Consider the following 16,154-nt stretch of genomic DNA (forward strand, 5'->3'; position numbering starts at 1 on the left):
ACCAGGCCACCTGGACCGCACCCCTGGGCCTGGCCACCCACCACCCGCCCACCGCACACACCCACTACCTGGAAACCCTCAGGGCCGGACGCACCCACACCGCCCCACGCCGACGCGTCTGGATCCAACCCGAGGACGACACGCCCCACATCCGAGACCCCCTCACCCGCATCGGTCACGCCCTCGGACTCCACCCCACCCAGATCACCGTCGCCACCAGCCTCACCACCGCCACCGCCGAAGTACTCACCACCCACGACCTCCTCCTCTGCACCCCCCGCCAAGCCGAACGACTCGACCTCCACTGGCGTCCCACCGGAGAAATCCAGCCCACCCGCGACCACACCGCCGTCGGAGAACAAGCCGAAACCCTCCGCACCCACCTGCACGCACACGTCGCCCGCTGCCTCGGAGCCACCCACACGTGATCACCCACCGCCTGCACACCGAACTCCGAGAAGCCGGACTCCACGGTTCCTTCCTCGTCCGCGACCTCCGTACCGGCCATGAGATCGGCATCGAACCCGACACCGAATACGCCACCGCCTCCCTCGTCAAAGTCCCCCTCGCCCTGGCCACCCTTCACCGCATCCACCAAGGCGAACTCGACGGCGCCACCCCCATCCACCTCACCCCCACCCACATCGACACCGGACCACCCGGCACCGGCCCCTTCGGCATCAGCAAATTCCGCCACCCCGTCACCATCGCCATCGACGACCTCCTCCACCTCAGCACCTGCCTCAGCGACAACATCGCCGCCGACGCCCTCTTCGACCTCACCCCGCCCACCCACGTCGACCGAATCCTCCACGACCACCACATCCACGGCATCACCGTCCGCCACGGCATCGGCACCCTCAACGCCACCCCCGCCGAACGCCTGGCCCCCGACGAGACCCACCTCGCCCACACCCTCGCCATCCGGGCGGGCACCGACGGACGCGGCCACCACATCCCCCAACTCGACGTCACCGTCGCCAACTCCGGCTCCGCCCGCGCCCACGTCGACCTGCTCCACGCCCTCTGGCGGCCCACCAACATCCACCCCGACGTCGCCGGCGGCGTCCGCGCGCTCATGGCCGACAACGTCATTCGCCACCGCCTCGCCCCCGACTTCACCAGTGACGCCACCACCTGGGCGTCCAAGACCGGCACCGTCCTCAACCACCGCCACGAGGTCGGCGTGGTCGAACACGCCAACGGTGAGACCTACGCCATCGCGGCCCTCACCGCGTCACAGGTCCCCGCCCGACACCAACCCGAAGCCGAAGCCCTCATGGGTCGCGTCGCCCGTGCGCTCCGTGACCACCTTCGCTCCACCTGAACCCACCACAAGTCGGGGCGTTCCGGGCGGTTATCGGCGGCGATTCAAAACCCGCACCACACAGAATCCCTATTTCCCCCACATGAGGGCCCCGGATCCCATAAGAATGTTCGTGAAGGAACCCCCTCATCTCCTCCTGAGGGTGGTTCCTGGGCCGAGCCCGCGGGACCCCCTCCCCGTGGCTCGGTCACGCGTGGCGCGGAACTCGACCCCATCGCGATTCGCGCCGCCACAGGGCCGTCCCGGACGGTGTCCCCCACCGGGACGGCCCGCTCCAACAGACCCCGGTCCCTCGAATCCGCTGACGGGGACGCACCCGAGGAAACCCTCACGGAAACGGACATCGGAGACGTCGGGTCGCGACGAGAATCCCTCGGGATCCTTGCTTTCCCCACGTGGATGTCGTGGATCCGATAAAAATGATGGCGAAGGAACCCCCTACCCTCCTCCTACGGGGGTTTCTGAGTCGGCTGTGCCCGGATGTCCCCCTTGCCGGTCACACGTCCGCGTGTGCCTGATGCGGGTATCCCCATCATGCTTCGGGCGCCACTCGCCCTTCGGGGCACCGGGGCCGTTCCGGTAGGCGCAGGCCCACCGGAACGGCCCTTCTCGTGCCCCGGTGCTCAGTACTCGGGGCCCACGAAGGAGTCCATCCTGGCCACCGCTTCCCTACGCGAGATCGAGATGACGTGGGTTTCTCGGTGTCGGGGTTCGGACCGCTTCCTTACCTGTGTCCTCCACGCCACGCCCAGCCGATCGAGGGTGGTGGTGAGTAAACCGGTGATGTCCGTCGAGACGTTGGTGAACTGGTAGCGGGGGTATTCGTAGGACTTCGTCTCGCCGTCCGGACGCTTCTTGCGTATCCGGTTGATGAGTCGACACCCGTCGGAGTGGATCAACCCGCGAACGAGGGTCTGTGGCTTCGCGTCCACGATCTCTTGCTGCCATTTCTCCAGGAGGATGCGCCGGTCGTGCTTCTTTCCGGGACCGTGCTGGGGGAAGACGCACGGCCAGTGCTTCCAGTTGCCGTGCACCTCGGTGCAGCCTTGGGAGGGAACCCGGGACACCTTGTGGGCGGGGCGGATCGAGGACATGGCCAGGACACACTCGTCGATGAGCCCCGGCCAGTCGTCGCCGCACATGATGCGGAGCCGCCAGACACCCTTGGCCGGATCACCGGCCGGGGTGATGCAGCCGTCGCCGAGATAGAGGCCCAGGAGATAGGCGTAGGAACGCCCATCGGCGGGCGGTCGGGGGATGGGTTCGCAGCGCGGGCAGAGGTCGGTGTCCTGGTACTTGTCCACCAAGGATCGGTCGGTCATCCAGGTACGAAGAGTGGACCTGTTGATTCCGGTGCGCTGGGCGACCTCTGAGTAGGAGATGCCCGAATCGAGAAGGGAGGTGGCTTGACGCCTGACATGCGGTGAGTACATGGAGTGCATGTTCACTCACGCTTCGGACATTTTTGGCCGCCATGCGCCCCAGGACAGCAGAAAAGCCACCCATTGGGTGGCCAAGGTGCCCCGAGTGGGACTCGAACCCACACTGTACGAGGTTTGAGCTCGCTCTCTCTGCCGGATTGGAGTATCGGGGCGGGGTTGAATTGTCAAGTGGTTCTCTGGGATTTTTTCTGCTGTCGGTTCGGCGATGTTCGGTCAACAGTGGTGTCACGATTGACCGGCATTGCCGGGGCCAACGCACAGCATACTAGCGGATCTCTGTAACCTCGTGTACGTGACGAGGACGCAGAGCCGTGTGGTGATCGCGGAAGACGAGGCCCTGATCCGCCTGGATCTCAAGGAGATGCTGGAGGAGGACGGCTATGCCGTCGTGGGTGAGGCCGGTGACGGCGAGGCCGCCATCAGGCTCGCCCGGGAGCTCAAGCCGGATCTGGTGATCACCGACATCAAGATGCCCGTGCTCGACGGTCTCACCGCCGCCGAGCGCATCGCGGGGGAGCGCATCGCCCCCGTGGTGATCCTGACCGCCTTCTCCCAGCGCGAGCTGGTCGAACGGGCCCGCGAGGCCGGGGCCATGGCCTACCTGGTCAAACCCTTCAGCAAGTCGGATCTGGTACCGGCGATCGAGATGGCGACCTCCCGGTACGCCGAGCTGGCGGCGTTGGAGGCGGAGGTCGGCAGCCTCCAGGACCGGCTGGAGACGCGCAAGCTGGTGGAGCAGGCCAAGGGGCTGCTCCAGAGTCGGCACGGCATGAGTGAGCCGGAGGCGTTCCGCTGGATCCAGAAGAACTCGATGGACCGCCGGCTGACCATGCGCAAGGTCGCCGAGACCGTCGTCGAGACCCTCGGTGGCCGGCAGGGCTGATCTTTCCCGCTTAGGAGAACTGAACACTCGACGTAAGGGGCCGTGTCCATCGGGGCGGCCCCTTCGTCTTGTTCGGAATCGGGTGTCAAGTGTGGTCATCCGGTCACCATATGTAGGACCAAGTGACAGATCGACTGGGGCGCGGGCAGAAATCCTAGACGCCTGTTCAGATTCAACTCGGATCCGATACCGGTTTGATCTCGGTTGCGCACAATGGGGTGACGGTTGTGTCACGTGGCTTTAGCTGTGCTGAATGACCAGCCTAAACCGGGCTAAACTCGGCGCACCGAACAGCTAAAGGACAGTGGTGCCCGAATGCTCACATCCGGGTGCCACGTGACCTCAGATGCGCAAGGAGCGCGCGTGCGCACACGTCTCGTGACCGTGTTGCTCGCCCTGATCACCGCATTCCTGGTGATCCCCGGGGCGGCGGCTACGGCAGACGAACAGGGCGGTGAGTCGCTGCACGGTCAGATCACTCAGCCCGATGAGCGTGATCTCGGTGTCGAAGGCATCGAGATCATGGTCTTCGAGGGTGACGACGAGATCGAAGCGGCGACGACCGACTCTGATGGAAATTGGGAAGTGGTGTTGCCCGGACCGGGCGACTACCGCGCAGTGGTGGATCAGGAGTCCATCCCCAGCGAGTACGAGGTCCGCGAGACCGTCCTGCTCGTCGGCGGTGAGGCCGAGGTCACGGTCGAGGCCGATGAGCGGCGACCGTTGATCGTCGCCCTGGACGAGGCCGGTACGGCCGCGGAGGAGCCGGAGGAGTCGGAGAGCCCTTCGGAGGGTGAGGACGCAGCGGAGGAGGGCGAGGAGGCCCCCGCGGACGACGAGGCCCTGGAGGTCGAGGGGGTCAGCGGCGGTTTCGGCGATCGGTTCGCCCAGCTGACCGCGGCCGGTCTCCTCTTCGGCCTGGTCATCGCGGTTTCCGCGATCGGTCTGTCGTTGATCTTCGGGACGACGCAGATCATCAACTTCTCGCACGGTGACATGGTCACCTTCGGCGCGATGATGGCGCTCCTGTTCAGTACCGGCGCGGCCGGGATGGGCAACTCCCTGTTGGCGATCTTCGCCGGTCTGGGTGTGGCGGTCCTGTTGGGCGCGTTCATGGAGGACAAGCTCGGCCGGACCCTGTTGATCATCCTTCAGTGGACGGCGGTCCTCGGCGGTATCGCCCTGGCGACCCTGGTGGGTGTGCTCGGTGACGACATCCAGTGGCAGGTGCCGCTGTGGGCGGCGGCCGCGATCGCGGTGCTCATGGGCGCGGTGCTGGGCGGCACGATGGAGCGCTACCTGTGGCGTCCGCTGCGCAAGCGCAACGTGGCCCTGATCCAGATGTTCATCGTGTCGATCGGTGTGGCCCTGGTCCTGCGGCACGTGATCCTGGTGCTGTTCGGTGCGAACCGGACGCGCTACGCGGGCTTCCAGGTGCAGGAGTTGGTGCATCTGGGGCCGGTGTCGATGCCGCCCCGCGACCTGGTGATCATCGCCGTGGCCGTCGTGGTCCTGGTGCTGGTGGCCTGCCTGTTGCAGTTCACCCGTATCGGTAAGGCGATGCGCGCGGTCTCGGACAACCGGGACCTGGCGGAGTCGTCGGGGATCGACGTGGACCGCGTGACGATGTACGTGTGGCTGCTCGGTGGTGGTCTGGCCTCGCTGGGCGGTGTGCTCTTCGGCCTGAACCAGGTCGTGGACTACGAGATGGGCTTCCGTCTGCTGCTGCTGATGTTCGCCGCGGTGATCCTCGGCGGTCTGGGCACGGCCTACGGCGCGATGGTCGGCGGTCTGGCCGTCGGTCTGGTGGCGATGTTGTCCACCCTGTGGTTCCCCGCACAGCTCATGAACGCGTGGGCTCTGGCCCTGATGATCCTCATGCTGCTGGTCAGGCCTCAGGGCCTGCTCGGTTCGCGTGAGCGGGTCGGCTAGGAGAGGTAACGATGGATATTCTCATGATCCTCGCCGAGGCCGCTCGATCCGCGGTCGGTCCGGTCGCGGCGATCTACGCGTTGGCCGCCGTGGGGTTGAACCTGCACTTCGGTTACACGGGCCTGCTGAACTTCGGTCAGGTCGGATTCATGCTGGTGGGCGCCTATGGCGTGGGAATCAGTGTGGCGGTGTTCGACCTGCCGGTGCTGGTCGGTTTCCTCGTGGGGCTGGGTTGCGCGCTGGTGTTGGCGTTGCTGCTCGGTATCCCGACGCTGCGGTTGCGGGCCGACTATCTGGCGATCACGACGATCGCGGCGGCGGAGGTGCTGCGCCTGGTGTACCGGGCGGGGTTCGCCGAGCCGGTGACCAACGGCGTGTACGGCCTGCAGAACCTGTCCTCGGGCTTTCGTGAGGTGAACCCGTTCGACGCGGGTGGACGTTACGGGTTCGGGGCGATGACGTTCACCGGCAACCAGATGTGGTTGATGACGGTCACGTGGGGTCTGGTCGCGGTGTTCGCCCTGTTCACGTGGATGCTGATCCACAGCCCCTGGGGCCGGGTGATCAAGGGCGTCCGTGAGGACGAGGACGCGGTGCGCAGCCTCGGCAAGAACGTGTTCGCCTACAAGATGCAGGCGTTGGTGCTGGGTGGTCTGATCGGTGCGTTGGCGGGCGCGATGCTCGCGGTGCACCAGGGGGCGATCCAGCCGGACCAGTTCAAGCCGCAGGTGACCTTCTTCCTGTGGGTGATCCTGCTGTTGGGCGGTGCGGGCCGTGTGTTCGGTCCGATCATCGGTTCGATGGCGTTCTGGTTCCTGATGAACTTCACGGACGGGTTCTTGAAGGGCTTGGGCCGGGAGGGGCTGTTGCCCTTCCTGGAGGGGCCCGACTACGGCGCGATCCAGTTGGCCTTCGTGGGGCTGCTGCTGGTGCTGTTGATCGTCTTCCGGCCGCAGGGTCTCATCGGTGACCGCAAGGAGATGCTGATCAATGTCAAGTGACGAGGTGGACACCTCCGCGGCGGTCGAGGTCGACCGAATGGCGGACGCGGTGGCCGAGCCCGGGTCGCCGAAGTCGGATCCGATCCTGGTGGCCGACGGCGTGAAGCGTTCCTTCGGTGGTCTGACCGCGGTGGACGTGAACCACCTGGAGGTGCAGCGGGGGACGATCACGGCGCTGATCGGTCCGAACGGCGCGGGCAAGTCGACGTTCTTCAACCTGTTGACCGGGTTCGACCGGGTGGACCAGGGGCGTTGGACGTTCGAGGGTCGGCCGATCAACGGTCGGCGCGGCCACCAGGTGGCGCGGGCCGGGATGGTGCGGACCTTCCAGCTGACCAAGGCTCTGACACGCATGACGGTGCTCGACAACATGTTGTTGGGTGCTCAGGGCCAGTTGGGCGAGCGGATGGTCGGTGCGTTCCTGCGGCCGATGTGGCGTTCGCAGGAGCAGGCCAACACCGAGCGTGCCATGGAGTTGTTGGAGCGGTTCAAGCTCGTCGACAAGCGTCAGGACATGGCGGGTTCGTTGTCGGGCGGTCAGCGCAAGCTGTTGGAGATGGCGCGCGCGTTGATGACCGATCCGGGCATGATCATGTTGGACGAGCCGATGGCGGGTGTGAACCCCGCTCTGGTGCAGTCGCTGTTGCAGCACATCACGTCGTTGCGGGACGAGGGCAAGACGGTCCTGTTCGTCGAGCACGACATGGACGTGATCATGGGCATCAGCGATTGGATCGTGGTGTTGGCGCAGGGCGGGGTGATCGCGGAGGGTCGTCCTTCGGACATCCGGTCCGACCAGCAGGTGATCGACGCCTACCTGGGAGCCCAGGAGGTCGAGGGCGAGTCCGGGGAGAGTGGCGATGAGTGAGGAGAACGGCGGGACGCGCCCTGAGCCGGAGGAGGTTCCGGTGGAGGCCGAGGAGGCCGCCGCGGTCCAGGAGCACCGTGAGGAGGTCCTGAAGCAGGCGGGCGAGGCTCTGGAGGTGGGTGGTCCGGAGGACCATCTGCTGTTGGCCCGGGACATGGTGGCCGGTTACGTGCCGGGGGTGAACATCCTGAACGGGTGCACCCTGACCCTCTCCGAGGGGGAGGTCGTGGCGATCATCGGTCCGAACGGTGCGGGCAAGTCGACGTTGATCAAGACGATCTTCGGGCTGATCCCGGTGCGCGAGGGTTCCTTGACACTGCGGGGTTCGAGCATCGCGGGCCTGCCGGCGCACGGTCTGGTGGAGCGTGGGGTGGGGTACGTGCCGCAGACGCGGAACGTGTTCCCCTCCCTGACGATCGAGGAGAACCTCCAGATGGGGGCGTTCCTGCGGCCGAGGTCGTTCGCCGAGCGGTTCTCGGTGGTCTCGGAGCTGTTCCCCCTGTTGGGGAAGCGGCGCCGGGCCAAGGCGGGTTCGCTGTCGGGTGGTGAGCGTCAGATGGTGGCGATGGGTCGGGCCTTGATGATGGACCCGTCGGTGCTGTTGTTGGACGAGCCGACGGCGGGGCTGTCGCCGATCTACCAGGAGGAGGTCTTCCAGCGGGTCAAGGAGGTCAACTCCACGGGTGTCTCGGTGATCATGGTGGAGCAGAACGCGCGGCGTTGCCTGCAGATCTGTGACCGCGGGTACGTGTTGGACCAGGGCCGGAACGCGTATACGGGTACGGGTCGGGATCTGTTGAACGACCCGAACGTGATCGAGTTGTACCTGGGGACGCTCGCGAAGGCGTGAGCGGTGGGTCTTGGGACCCGCGCGAAGAGGGGGTGGGGCCGGGCGGCCCCACCCCCTCTGTCGTGTTCGTGGCGCGTGGGTTCAGTCCTGGAGCGAGTAGTCGGTGTAGCCGAGGATCTCGTAGCCGTCGTCTCCGAAGTGGAAGAGTTCGAAGGTGGCGGAGGTGGGGTCGCCGTTGTCGTCGAAGTCGATGTCGCCGCTGGAGCCCTGGTAGTCGATGCTCTCGCCTTGGTGGAGGAGGTCTCGGCATTCCTCGAAGGAGGTGCACTCGGTGCCCTCGGGGCGGCTGATCTCGGGCAGGTGTTCGACGTAGACGGTCGGATCGGGGGATTCGGCGGATTCGGCGGCCAGGGCGATGGCGGTGACGCAGTCGAAGATCTGGGGCGCGAACTGGAAGGCCTCGAGTTCGGGGTCGAACTCACGGAGGCCTTCGTTGAAGTCGGGGTTGTCGGCGCTGGGGGCGACCCCGGTGGTCCCGACGACGGTCTCGGGTCGGTCGTCCGCGACGGTCTCGGCCAGGCCGGGGTCGTTGAGACCGTCGGTGAGGTAGAAGGTGCTGCGGACCTCGCTTTCGATCAGGGCGGCCATGAGCTGGGTGCCCTCTTCGAAGGAGATGAGGGCGATGGCGTCGGCGTCGGCCCGGAAGACACCGTCGATGACGGCACCGAAGTTGGTGCTGTCGGGGTCGTAGGTCTCGCTGACGAGGACGTCGACGCCGAGGGAGTGCAGTTCGTTCTCGACGGCCGAGAGGTAGCCGGTGCCGTAGTCGTCGGCTCGCGCGACGAGCGCGACGGAGGTGTGGCCGTCCTCGACGATCTGTTGGGCGAGGACGGGGCCCGCCATGAGGTCGCTGGGGGCGGTGCGGAAGAAGTAGCCGCCGTCGTTGATGTCGGAGAGTTCGGGCGCGGTGTTGGAGCCCGAGCACTGGACGATCCGGGAGCTGGTGATGGTGTCGTAGGTGGCCTGGGTCATGGCGGAGGCGGCGGCTCCGATGACGGCGTTGACGTTGCTGTTGACGAGGCTGTTGGCGGCTTCGTTGGCCTGGGCGTTGTCACCTGCCTCGTCGGCCTGGACGGGTGGTGGTACCTGTTCGCCGAGGATGCCGCCGGCGTCGTTGATCTGGGAGATGGCGTATTCGACGGCGGAGAGCTGGGGAGGGCCGAGGAAGGCGAGGGATCCGGTCTGGGGGTAGAGCAGGCCGTAGGTGAAGGCGCTGTCCTCGGCTTCGGAGGCGCCTGAGCAGGCGCTGAGGGTGAGCACGGCGGCGAGCGCGGTGGCGGTGAGCGCCAGGGTCGGGCGCGTGTTGGTGGTCATCGGGTCGGTCCGTTCGGGAGGTGGTGTGGGCCCGGCGTGTGCGTGGGTGGACGCCGGGCCCGGCGTGCGTGGGGTCAGTCGTCGTAGGCGTATTCCTGGTAGCCGACGATTTCGTAGCCGTCGTCTCCGAAGTGGAAGATCTCGAAGGTGGCGGTGGTGGGGTCGCCGTTGTCGTCGAAGTCGGTGGTGTCGGTGCTGCCGGCGGATTCGGCGGCCAGGGCGATGACGGTGACGCAGTCGAAGATCTGGGACGAGAACTGGAGGACGTCGAGCTCGGGGCTGTTGAGGCCGTCGGTCAGGTAGAGCTGGTCGCCCTCGACGCCGCTTTCGAGGAGTTCGGCCATGAGTTGGGCGCCCTCTTCGAAGGAGGTGAGGGCGACGGCGCGAGGACCATCGCCGTGGTCGTGGCGGCCAGGCCGAGTGCTTTGGTTCGTGCCATGGACGTGGTCACTCCGTTCGGATACGAAGAGGCACGGCGCGCGGATGGCGGCCGTGCCGATCGGGGAACGCGCGCCGGGGGTGCGGGGCCCGAGCCCCGCACCCCCGGCGCGGTGTTGCGTGTGCGTCGATGACTCCGCTACTCCGGGACGTGGTGTCCGGTGGGTCTATTCGTCGGCGGAGTACTCCTCGTAGCCTCGGACCTCGTGGGTCTCACCGTCGAAGCCGAAGACCTCGAAGGTGGCGGAGGTGGGGTCGCCGTTGTCGTCGAAGTCGATGTTGCCGCTGGTGCCCTGGTAGTCGATGTCCTCTCCCTCGGCGAGCAGGTCGCGGCACTCCTCGAAGGAGGTGCACTCGGTGCCCTCGGGGCGGCTGATCTCGGGCAGGTGTTCGACGTAGACGCTCGGGTCGACGGACTCGGCGGATTCGGCGGCCAGGGCGATGGCGGTGACGCAGTCGAAGACCTGCGGGGCGAACTGGAAGACGTCCAGTTCCGAGTCGAACTCGCGGATTCCGTCGTTGAACTCGGGGTTGTCGGCGCCGGGCGCGATGCCGGTGATGCCGTCGACCATGGACGGGTCGTCCTCGTTGACGGTGGTGCCCAGCTCGGGGCTGTTGAGGCCGTCGGTGATGTAGAGCTGGTCGCCTTCGACGCCGCTTTCGAGGAGTTCGGCGATGACCTGGGCGCCCTCTTCGAAGGAGATGAGGGCGACGGCGTCGGGGTCCTCGTTGCCGACGGCGTTGACGACGCTGTCGAAGTTGGTGGCGTCGGGGTCGTAGGTCTCGGTGAGCGCGACCTCGGCGCCGAGGGCTTCGAGCTCGTCCTGGACGGCTTCGAGGTAGCCGTTGCCGTAGTCGTCGGCGCGGGCGACGATGGCGACGCTGGTCTGGTTGTTGGCGACGATCTCGCGGGCCATGACGGGCCCGGACATCAGGTCGCTGGGCGCGGTGCGGAAGAAGTAGCCGCCGTCGTCGATGTCGCTGAGGTCGGGCGCCGTGTTGGAGCCCGAGCACTGGACGATCTCGGCGCCGGTGATGGTGTCGTAGATCGCCTGGGTCATGCCCGAGGCGGCGGCGCCGATGACGGCGTTGACGTCGCTGTTGACGAGGCTGTTGGCGGCTTCGTTGGCCTGGGCGCCGTCGGCGGCCTCATCGCCTTCGACGATCTCGGGGACCTCGGTGCCGAGGATGCCGCCGGCACCGTTGATCTCGGAGATCGCGTACTTGGCCGAGGAGATCTGCGGCGGGCCGAGGAAGGCGAGGGCACCGGTCTGGGGGTAGACGATGCCGAAGGTGAATTCCTCGCCCGCGGAGTCTCCGCCGTTTCCGCCGTCGTCGCCGTTGCCACACGCGGTCAGCCCCAGCACTAGGGCCGCGGTCGCGGCAGTGAGTCCTAGGACCTTCTTGCTTGCCATGATCGTGGTCACTCCGTTCAACCGGCGGTGCACGGACTGCGTGGCGCAGCCGTGCCGATGATGCAGATGCGTCCTGAAGTCCGCGATGTGTGGCATGACTTAATCAGGAGCGTTAGTGGAGCTTAATCATGGAAGTTCCGTTCCGTGAAGCTGGGGCGGGAGTTGCGTCCGACTCGCTTTCATGCCGTTATGAACCTGTGGTCAAGGTGAGGGCTCTCGGGCCTGGTTCTTGGACGAATGTGACTGATAAAGGTCGGCCGGCCGCAATCTGTCATGACGGCGGGGCATGGCGCGGCCCGACCGTCAACGCGTGCCGGTCGGGCCGTGTAGTTCGCCTGTGTTCGCCCGTGAAGGGTTGCTTGTGTCGGGCCCCGTCGTGGTCAGCTCTGGGGCGCCTCGCGGAGCATGCAGGTCAGGCGGGAGGTGCACACCTTCCGACCGGCGTCGTCGGTGATGGTGATGTCCCAGGTGGTGAGGGTGCGGCCCAGGTGGACCGGGGTGGCGACACCGGTGACGTGGCCCTCGGTGGCGGAGCGGTGGTGGGTCGCGTTGATCTCGATGCCCACGGCGATGCGTCCGAACCGGCGCGCGTGGATGGTGGAGCCGATGGAGCCGAGGGATTCGGCGAGGACGCAGGAGGCTCCGCCGTGCAGTAGACCGAAGGGCTGTCGGTTGCCCTCGACCGGCATTCGGCCGACGACGCGTTCGGGTGTGGCCTCGGTGACCTCGATGCCCATGGTGTCGCCCAGGCCGTCGGTGAGCGTTCCGGAGTCCAACATTTCCTTGAGTTCCTGGGCCTGCGTGCTCATTGGTGGTGCCTTCCGATCCGGTGTTCCCGTGGTGATGGCCACGGAGTGTCCCCAGCGCATCCTAAGATTTCACCTGTGGTGACCAAGCGAGAGACCCCCGAACAGACAGCCCAGACCGATGGCGGGCGCCCCCGACTGCTGCTTTTGGACGGCCATTCGATGGCCTTCCGCGCGTTTTTCGCGTTGCCGGTGGAGAACTTCGGTACCAGTACCGGGCAGTCGACCAACGCCGTGTACGGGTTCGCCTCCATGTTGGTGAAGCTGTTGCGTGATGAGGAGCCGACGCATGTGGCGGTGGCGTGGGACCTGTCGGGTCCCACGTTCCGGGACGAGGAGTACGACGGTTACAAGGGGGGCCGTTCGGAGACCCCGCCGGAGTTCCCGTCCCAGGTGCCGTTGACGCAGGACCTGATGCGGCTGATCGGCGTGACCAATCTGTCGGCGCCGGGTTTCGAGGCCGACGACGTGATCGCCACGCTCGCCCACCAGGGCGGCGAGGCGGGTATGGAGGTGCTGATCGCCTCCGGTGACCGTGACGCCTTCCAGTTGGTCACCGAGAACTGCACGGTGCTGTATCCGGGCAAGAGCCTGTCGGACCTGCGGCGGATGGATCCGGCCGCGGTGGAGGAAAAGTACGGGGTCTCGCCCGAGAGATACCGGGACCTGGCCGCGTTGGTGGGGGAGAAGGCCGACAACCTGCCCGGTGTGCCCGGGGTGGGGCCCAAGACCGCCGCGAAGTGGATCGCCAGGTTCGGGTCCTTGGAGGACCTGGTGGAGCGTGCCGACGAGGTCACCGGCAAGGCCGGGCAGAACTTCCGCGACCATCTGGCCGACGTGCTGCGCAACCAGCGTCTCAACAAGCTGGTCACCGACGTTCCACTGGACGTCGAGGTGGGCGCACTGGGTCTGGCCGAGACGGACCGGGCCGGGGTGGACGCGCTCTTCGACAACCTGGAGTTCGCCTCCAACCTGCGTGAGCGCCTGTACTCGGTGGTGCGCACCGCCGAGTCCGGTGAGGGCGCGGGCGTCGACGGCGCCGGTGAGGGCTTCGAGGTGGACGTGACCGTCGCCGGTACCGGCGACGTGGCGGCCTGGCTCATCGAGCACGCCTCCGTCGATGGTGTGACCACCGAGGCTCCGGCCGGACTCGCCCTGGAGGGCACCTGGGGTCGGGGGACCGGCCGTGTGGACGCGCTGGCGGTGACCGTCGCCGGTGGCGCCTCCCTGTACCTGGACCCCACCCTGTTGGACGCCGCCGACACCGAGGCGCTCGCGGTGTTCCTCGCCGACGCCGAGCGCCCCAAGGTGGTGCACGAGTACAAGGGCGCCCTCCTGGCACTGGGCGCGCACGGGTGGCCCCTGGGCGGTGTGGTGAGCGACACCGCTCTGGCCGCCTACCTGGCCCAGCCCGGGCAGCGCCGGTTCGACCTGGCCGACCTGACCCGTAAGTACCTGGGGCGGGAGCTGGAGGAGGACACCGACGGCGACCAGCTGGCACTGGACCTGGGTTCGGAGGGCGAGGGTTCCGGACGCGGCCGTGTTCTGGCGGTGCGCGCCGCGGCCACCCGGGACCTGGCGGTCGTGCTCGCCGCGGAGCTGGACAAGCGTGGCGGGGCGCACCTGCTGCGCGAGGTCGAGCTGCCGCTGGTGGATGTGTTGGCGCGGATGGAGCGGGCCGGGATCGCCGCGGACCGCCCCTATCTGGAGGAACTGCAGGGGGAGTTCGCCTCGGCGGGCCGCGCCGCGGTGGAGCGGGCGCACGAGGTCGTGGGCCGTGAGTTCAACCTGGGGTCGCCCAAGCAGTTGCAACAGGTGCTGTTCGAGGACCTGGAGCTGCCGAGGACGAAGAAGATCAAGACCGGGTACACCACCGACGCCGACGCGCTGGCGTGGCTGGCCACGCAGACCGACAACGAGCTGCCGGGGGTGCTGTTGCACCACCGGGACCAGACCAAGCTGCGCACCACGGTCGAGGGTCTGATCAAGACCGTCGCCGACGACGACCGCATCCACACCACCTTCAACCAGATGGTGGCGGCGACCGGACGGCTCAGTTCCACCGATCCCAACCTGCAGAACATCCCGGTGCGCACGGACGTGGGTCGGCGGATCCGCAGGGCGTTCGTGGTCGGTGGGGGCTACGACGAGCTGTTGACCGCCGACTACAGCCAGATCGAGCTGCGGATCATGGCGCACCTGTCCGGCGAGCAGGCGCTGATCGACGCGTTCAACAGCGGTTACGACTTCCACGCGCAGATGGCGGCGCAGGTGTTCGACATCGAGGTGGAAGAGGTCGACGGTGAGGCGCGTTCCAAGATCAAGGCGATGAGCTACGGGCTGGCCTACGGGTTGAGCGCCTATGGGCTCTCGCAGCAGTTGGGGATCGCTCCGGATGAGGCCAAGAGGCTGATGGAGGACTACTTCGCCAGCTTCGGCGGGGTTCGCGACTACCTGAACGAGGTGGTGGAGCAGGCCCGCAAGGTCGGCTACACCGAGACGATCCTGGGGCGGCGCCGGTACCTGCCGGATCTGACCAGCGACAACCGGCAGCGTCGTGAGATGGCCGAGCGGATGGCGTTGAACGCGCCGATCCAAGGTTCGGCGGCCGACATCATCAAGGTCGCGATGTTGCAGGTGGACGCGGCGCTCACCGAGGGCGGACACGATTCCCGTGTCCTGCTGCAGGTGCACGACGAACTCGTGGTGGAGGTCGCCCCGGGTGAGCGCGAGGCGGTGGAAAACCTCGTGACGCACGAGATGGGCTCGGCCTATGATCTGCGTGTTCCGCTGGGCGTTTCGGTCGGCAGCGGACAGAACTGGCACGACGCCGCGCACTAGCGCGGGAGATCGAGAGGGTGGGAACGGTGGCGGGGCAGGACGAGACCACGAAAGGTCTGGCCGTGGGGCCCGTGACCGTTCCCGCCGACGCCTTGACATGGCGGTTCTCCCGGTCCTCGGGGCCGGGAGGACAGCACGTCAACACCTCCGACACCCGGGTGTCGTTGTCGCTGGACGTGGCTTCCTGCCGGGCACTGGGGGAGACCCGTCGGGCCCGGGCGTTGGAACGTCTGCGGGGGCGGTTGGTGGAGGGTGTGCTGACGGTGTCGGCGCAGACCCACCGGTCGCAGGTGCGCAACCGGCTGGAGGCCCGGGAGAAGCTGGCGGCGGTCCTGGCGGAGGCGATCGAACCTCCGCCGCCGGAACGGCGCCGACGCAAGCCCTCCAAGAACGCCAAGCGGCGTCGGGTGGAGGCCAAACGGCGGCGGGGCGAGGTCAAGCGGGCGCGTTCGAGGCCTCCGATGGAGTGATTTGCGGCTCCTTCGGAGACACTTCGGGCCGGCGGGAAGGCCACGAGGTTACGGGTGGGTAAGCACCGTCGGACATGCGACGTCGTCCAGTTGATCTTCACCCGCCCGCTCGGGTAGGTTGCGGCCAATATGCCCTTCGCCGGGTTGGCGGTCCTGGGTTCCGATTGACCAGGACGCCCTTGTCTCATATTCTGGCCAGAGCGTTGTGGGTTTCGTGCGTGCCGTCTGTCGTCCCCGTAGGGGGCGAAGGGTTGCACCGCATCGGTCACCACTCTGGACTCAGGTAGTCGGCGGTCACGGACGGCTCGTTCCGTACATGTGACCCTGCTCCCCACATCTGGACGACGGATCGAACAGCCCGAGCCCGCGGCGTGCCCATTTCCTGAACCTGTCCGTATCCGGAGTCCACCCACAAATGACGAGCAGCACCGAGGCCACCTCGACACCCCAGGTAGCGGTCAACGACATCGGGTCCGAGGAAGCCTTCCTCGCGGCGATCGACGAGACCATCAAGTACTTCAACGACGGTGACATCGTCGAAGGCACCATCGTGAAGGTCGATCGAGA

Annotated in this window: 12 protein-coding genes, 1 tRNA gene and 3 pseudogenes; 10 read left to right on the forward strand and 6 right to left on the reverse strand. The window is 67.0% G+C overall.

What is annotated here, in order from left to right:
- Together K8V84_RS07060 and K8V84_RS07065 are read left to right on the forward strand one after the other, a co-directional pair.
- Positions 1–428, forward strand: a pseudogene (locus K8V84_RS07060) (LysR family transcriptional regulator); the annotation flags it as partial.
- Positions 425–1,327 carry a serine hydrolase gene (locus tag K8V84_RS07065; RefSeq protein WP_304071979.1) on the forward strand — a complete coding sequence of 301 codons (903 nt, stop codon included), beginning with the start codon at positions 425–427 and terminating at the stop codon, positions 1,325–1,327. The pseudogene K8V84_RS07060 and the gene K8V84_RS07065, both read left to right, overlap by 4 nt.
- A gap of 623 nt (positions 1,328–1,950) precedes the next feature.
- Here the strand turns inward: K8V84_RS07065 and K8V84_RS07070 are convergent.
- Together K8V84_RS07070 and K8V84_RS07075 are read right to left on the reverse strand one after the other, a co-directional pair.
- A complete protein-coding gene (locus K8V84_RS07070) occupies positions 1,951–2,760 on the reverse strand; it encodes a transcriptional regulator (protein WP_304071981.1) in 810 nt (269 codons plus the stop codon).
- Between the two features lie 86 nt (positions 2,761–2,846).
- Positions 2,847–2,921 (reverse strand) — tRNA-Leu (locus K8V84_RS07075).
- A gap of 161 nt (positions 2,922–3,082) precedes the next feature.
- On the opposite strand from K8V84_RS07075, the gene K8V84_RS07080 reads away from it, so the two are divergent.
- From K8V84_RS07080 to K8V84_RS07100, 5 genes are all read left to right on the forward strand, one after another.
- Positions 3,083–3,652 (forward strand): ANTAR domain-containing response regulator, encoded by a 570-nt coding sequence (locus K8V84_RS07080; RefSeq protein WP_304072007.1) that lies wholly within the window; start codon positions 3,083–3,085, stop codon positions 3,650–3,652.
- 363 nt (positions 3,653–4,015) lie between these two features.
- Positions 4,016–5,584 carry a branched-chain amino acid ABC transporter permease gene (locus K8V84_RS07085; protein WP_304071984.1) on the forward strand — a complete coding sequence of 523 codons (1,569 nt, stop codon included), beginning with the start codon at positions 4,016–4,018 and terminating at the stop codon, positions 5,582–5,584.
- An 11-nt stretch (positions 5,585–5,595) separates the two neighbouring features.
- Positions 5,596–6,585: a branched-chain amino acid ABC transporter permease gene (locus tag K8V84_RS07090; RefSeq protein ID WP_304071987.1), complete on the forward strand. Its 990-nt coding sequence runs from the start codon at positions 5,596–5,598 to the stop codon at positions 6,583–6,585.
- Positions 6,575–7,453, forward strand: a complete 879-nt coding sequence (locus K8V84_RS07095; protein ID WP_304071989.1) for an ABC transporter ATP-binding protein — start codon at positions 6,575–6,577, stop codon at positions 7,451–7,453. Before K8V84_RS07090 ends, K8V84_RS07095 begins: the two co-directional genes overlap by 11 nt.
- Positions 7,446–8,303, forward strand: coding sequence for an ABC transporter ATP-binding protein (locus K8V84_RS07100; RefSeq protein ID WP_304071992.1), 858 nt, complete (start codon positions 7,446–7,448; stop codon positions 8,301–8,303). Before K8V84_RS07095 ends, K8V84_RS07100 begins: the two co-directional genes overlap by 8 nt.
- A gap of 81 nt (positions 8,304–8,384) precedes the next feature.
- Here the strand turns inward: K8V84_RS07100 and K8V84_RS07105 are convergent, their stop codons facing one another.
- From K8V84_RS07105 to K8V84_RS07120, 4 genes and pseudogenes are all read right to left on the reverse strand, one after another.
- Entirely contained in the window at positions 8,385–9,617 is a 1,233-nt protein-coding gene (locus tag K8V84_RS07105) for an ABC transporter substrate-binding protein (protein ID WP_304071995.1), read from the reverse strand.
- Between the two features lie 74 nt (positions 9,618–9,691).
- A pseudogene (locus K8V84_RS07110) lies at positions 9,692–10,006 on the reverse strand (amino acid ABC transporter substrate-binding protein); the annotation flags it as partial.
- A 216-nt stretch (positions 10,007–10,222) separates the two neighbouring features.
- Positions 10,223–11,470: an ABC transporter substrate-binding protein gene (locus K8V84_RS07115; protein WP_304071998.1), complete on the reverse strand. Its 1,248-nt coding sequence runs from the start codon at positions 11,468–11,470 to the stop codon at positions 10,223–10,225.
- A 380-nt stretch (positions 11,471–11,850) separates the two neighbouring features.
- Positions 11,851–12,279, reverse strand: coding sequence for a PaaI family thioesterase (locus K8V84_RS07120; protein ID WP_304072001.1), 429 nt, complete (start codon positions 12,277–12,279; stop codon positions 11,851–11,853).
- A gap of 75 nt (positions 12,280–12,354) precedes the next feature.
- On the opposite strand from K8V84_RS07120, the gene polA reads away from it, so the two are divergent.
- The 3 genes and pseudogenes from polA to rpsA all read left to right on the forward strand — a co-directional run.
- Positions 12,355–15,117, forward strand: coding sequence for a DNA polymerase I (gene polA, locus K8V84_RS07125; RefSeq protein ID WP_304072004.1), 2,763 nt, complete (start codon positions 12,355–12,357; stop codon positions 15,115–15,117).
- A 26-nt stretch (positions 15,118–15,143) separates the two neighbouring features.
- Entirely contained in the window at positions 15,144–15,587 is a 444-nt protein-coding gene (gene arfB / locus K8V84_RS07130; protein WP_304072006.1) for an alternative ribosome rescue aminoacyl-tRNA hydrolase ArfB, read from the forward strand.
- Positions 15,588–16,002: 415 nt separating this feature from the next.
- A pseudogene (gene rpsA / locus K8V84_RS07135) lies at positions 16,003–16,154 on the forward strand (30S ribosomal protein S1); the annotation flags it as partial.

The sequence above is a fragment of the Nocardiopsis listeri genome (assembly GCF_020741345.1).
Lineage (GTDB): Bacteria > Actinomycetota > Actinomycetes > Streptosporangiales > Streptosporangiaceae > Nocardiopsis > Nocardiopsis listeri_A.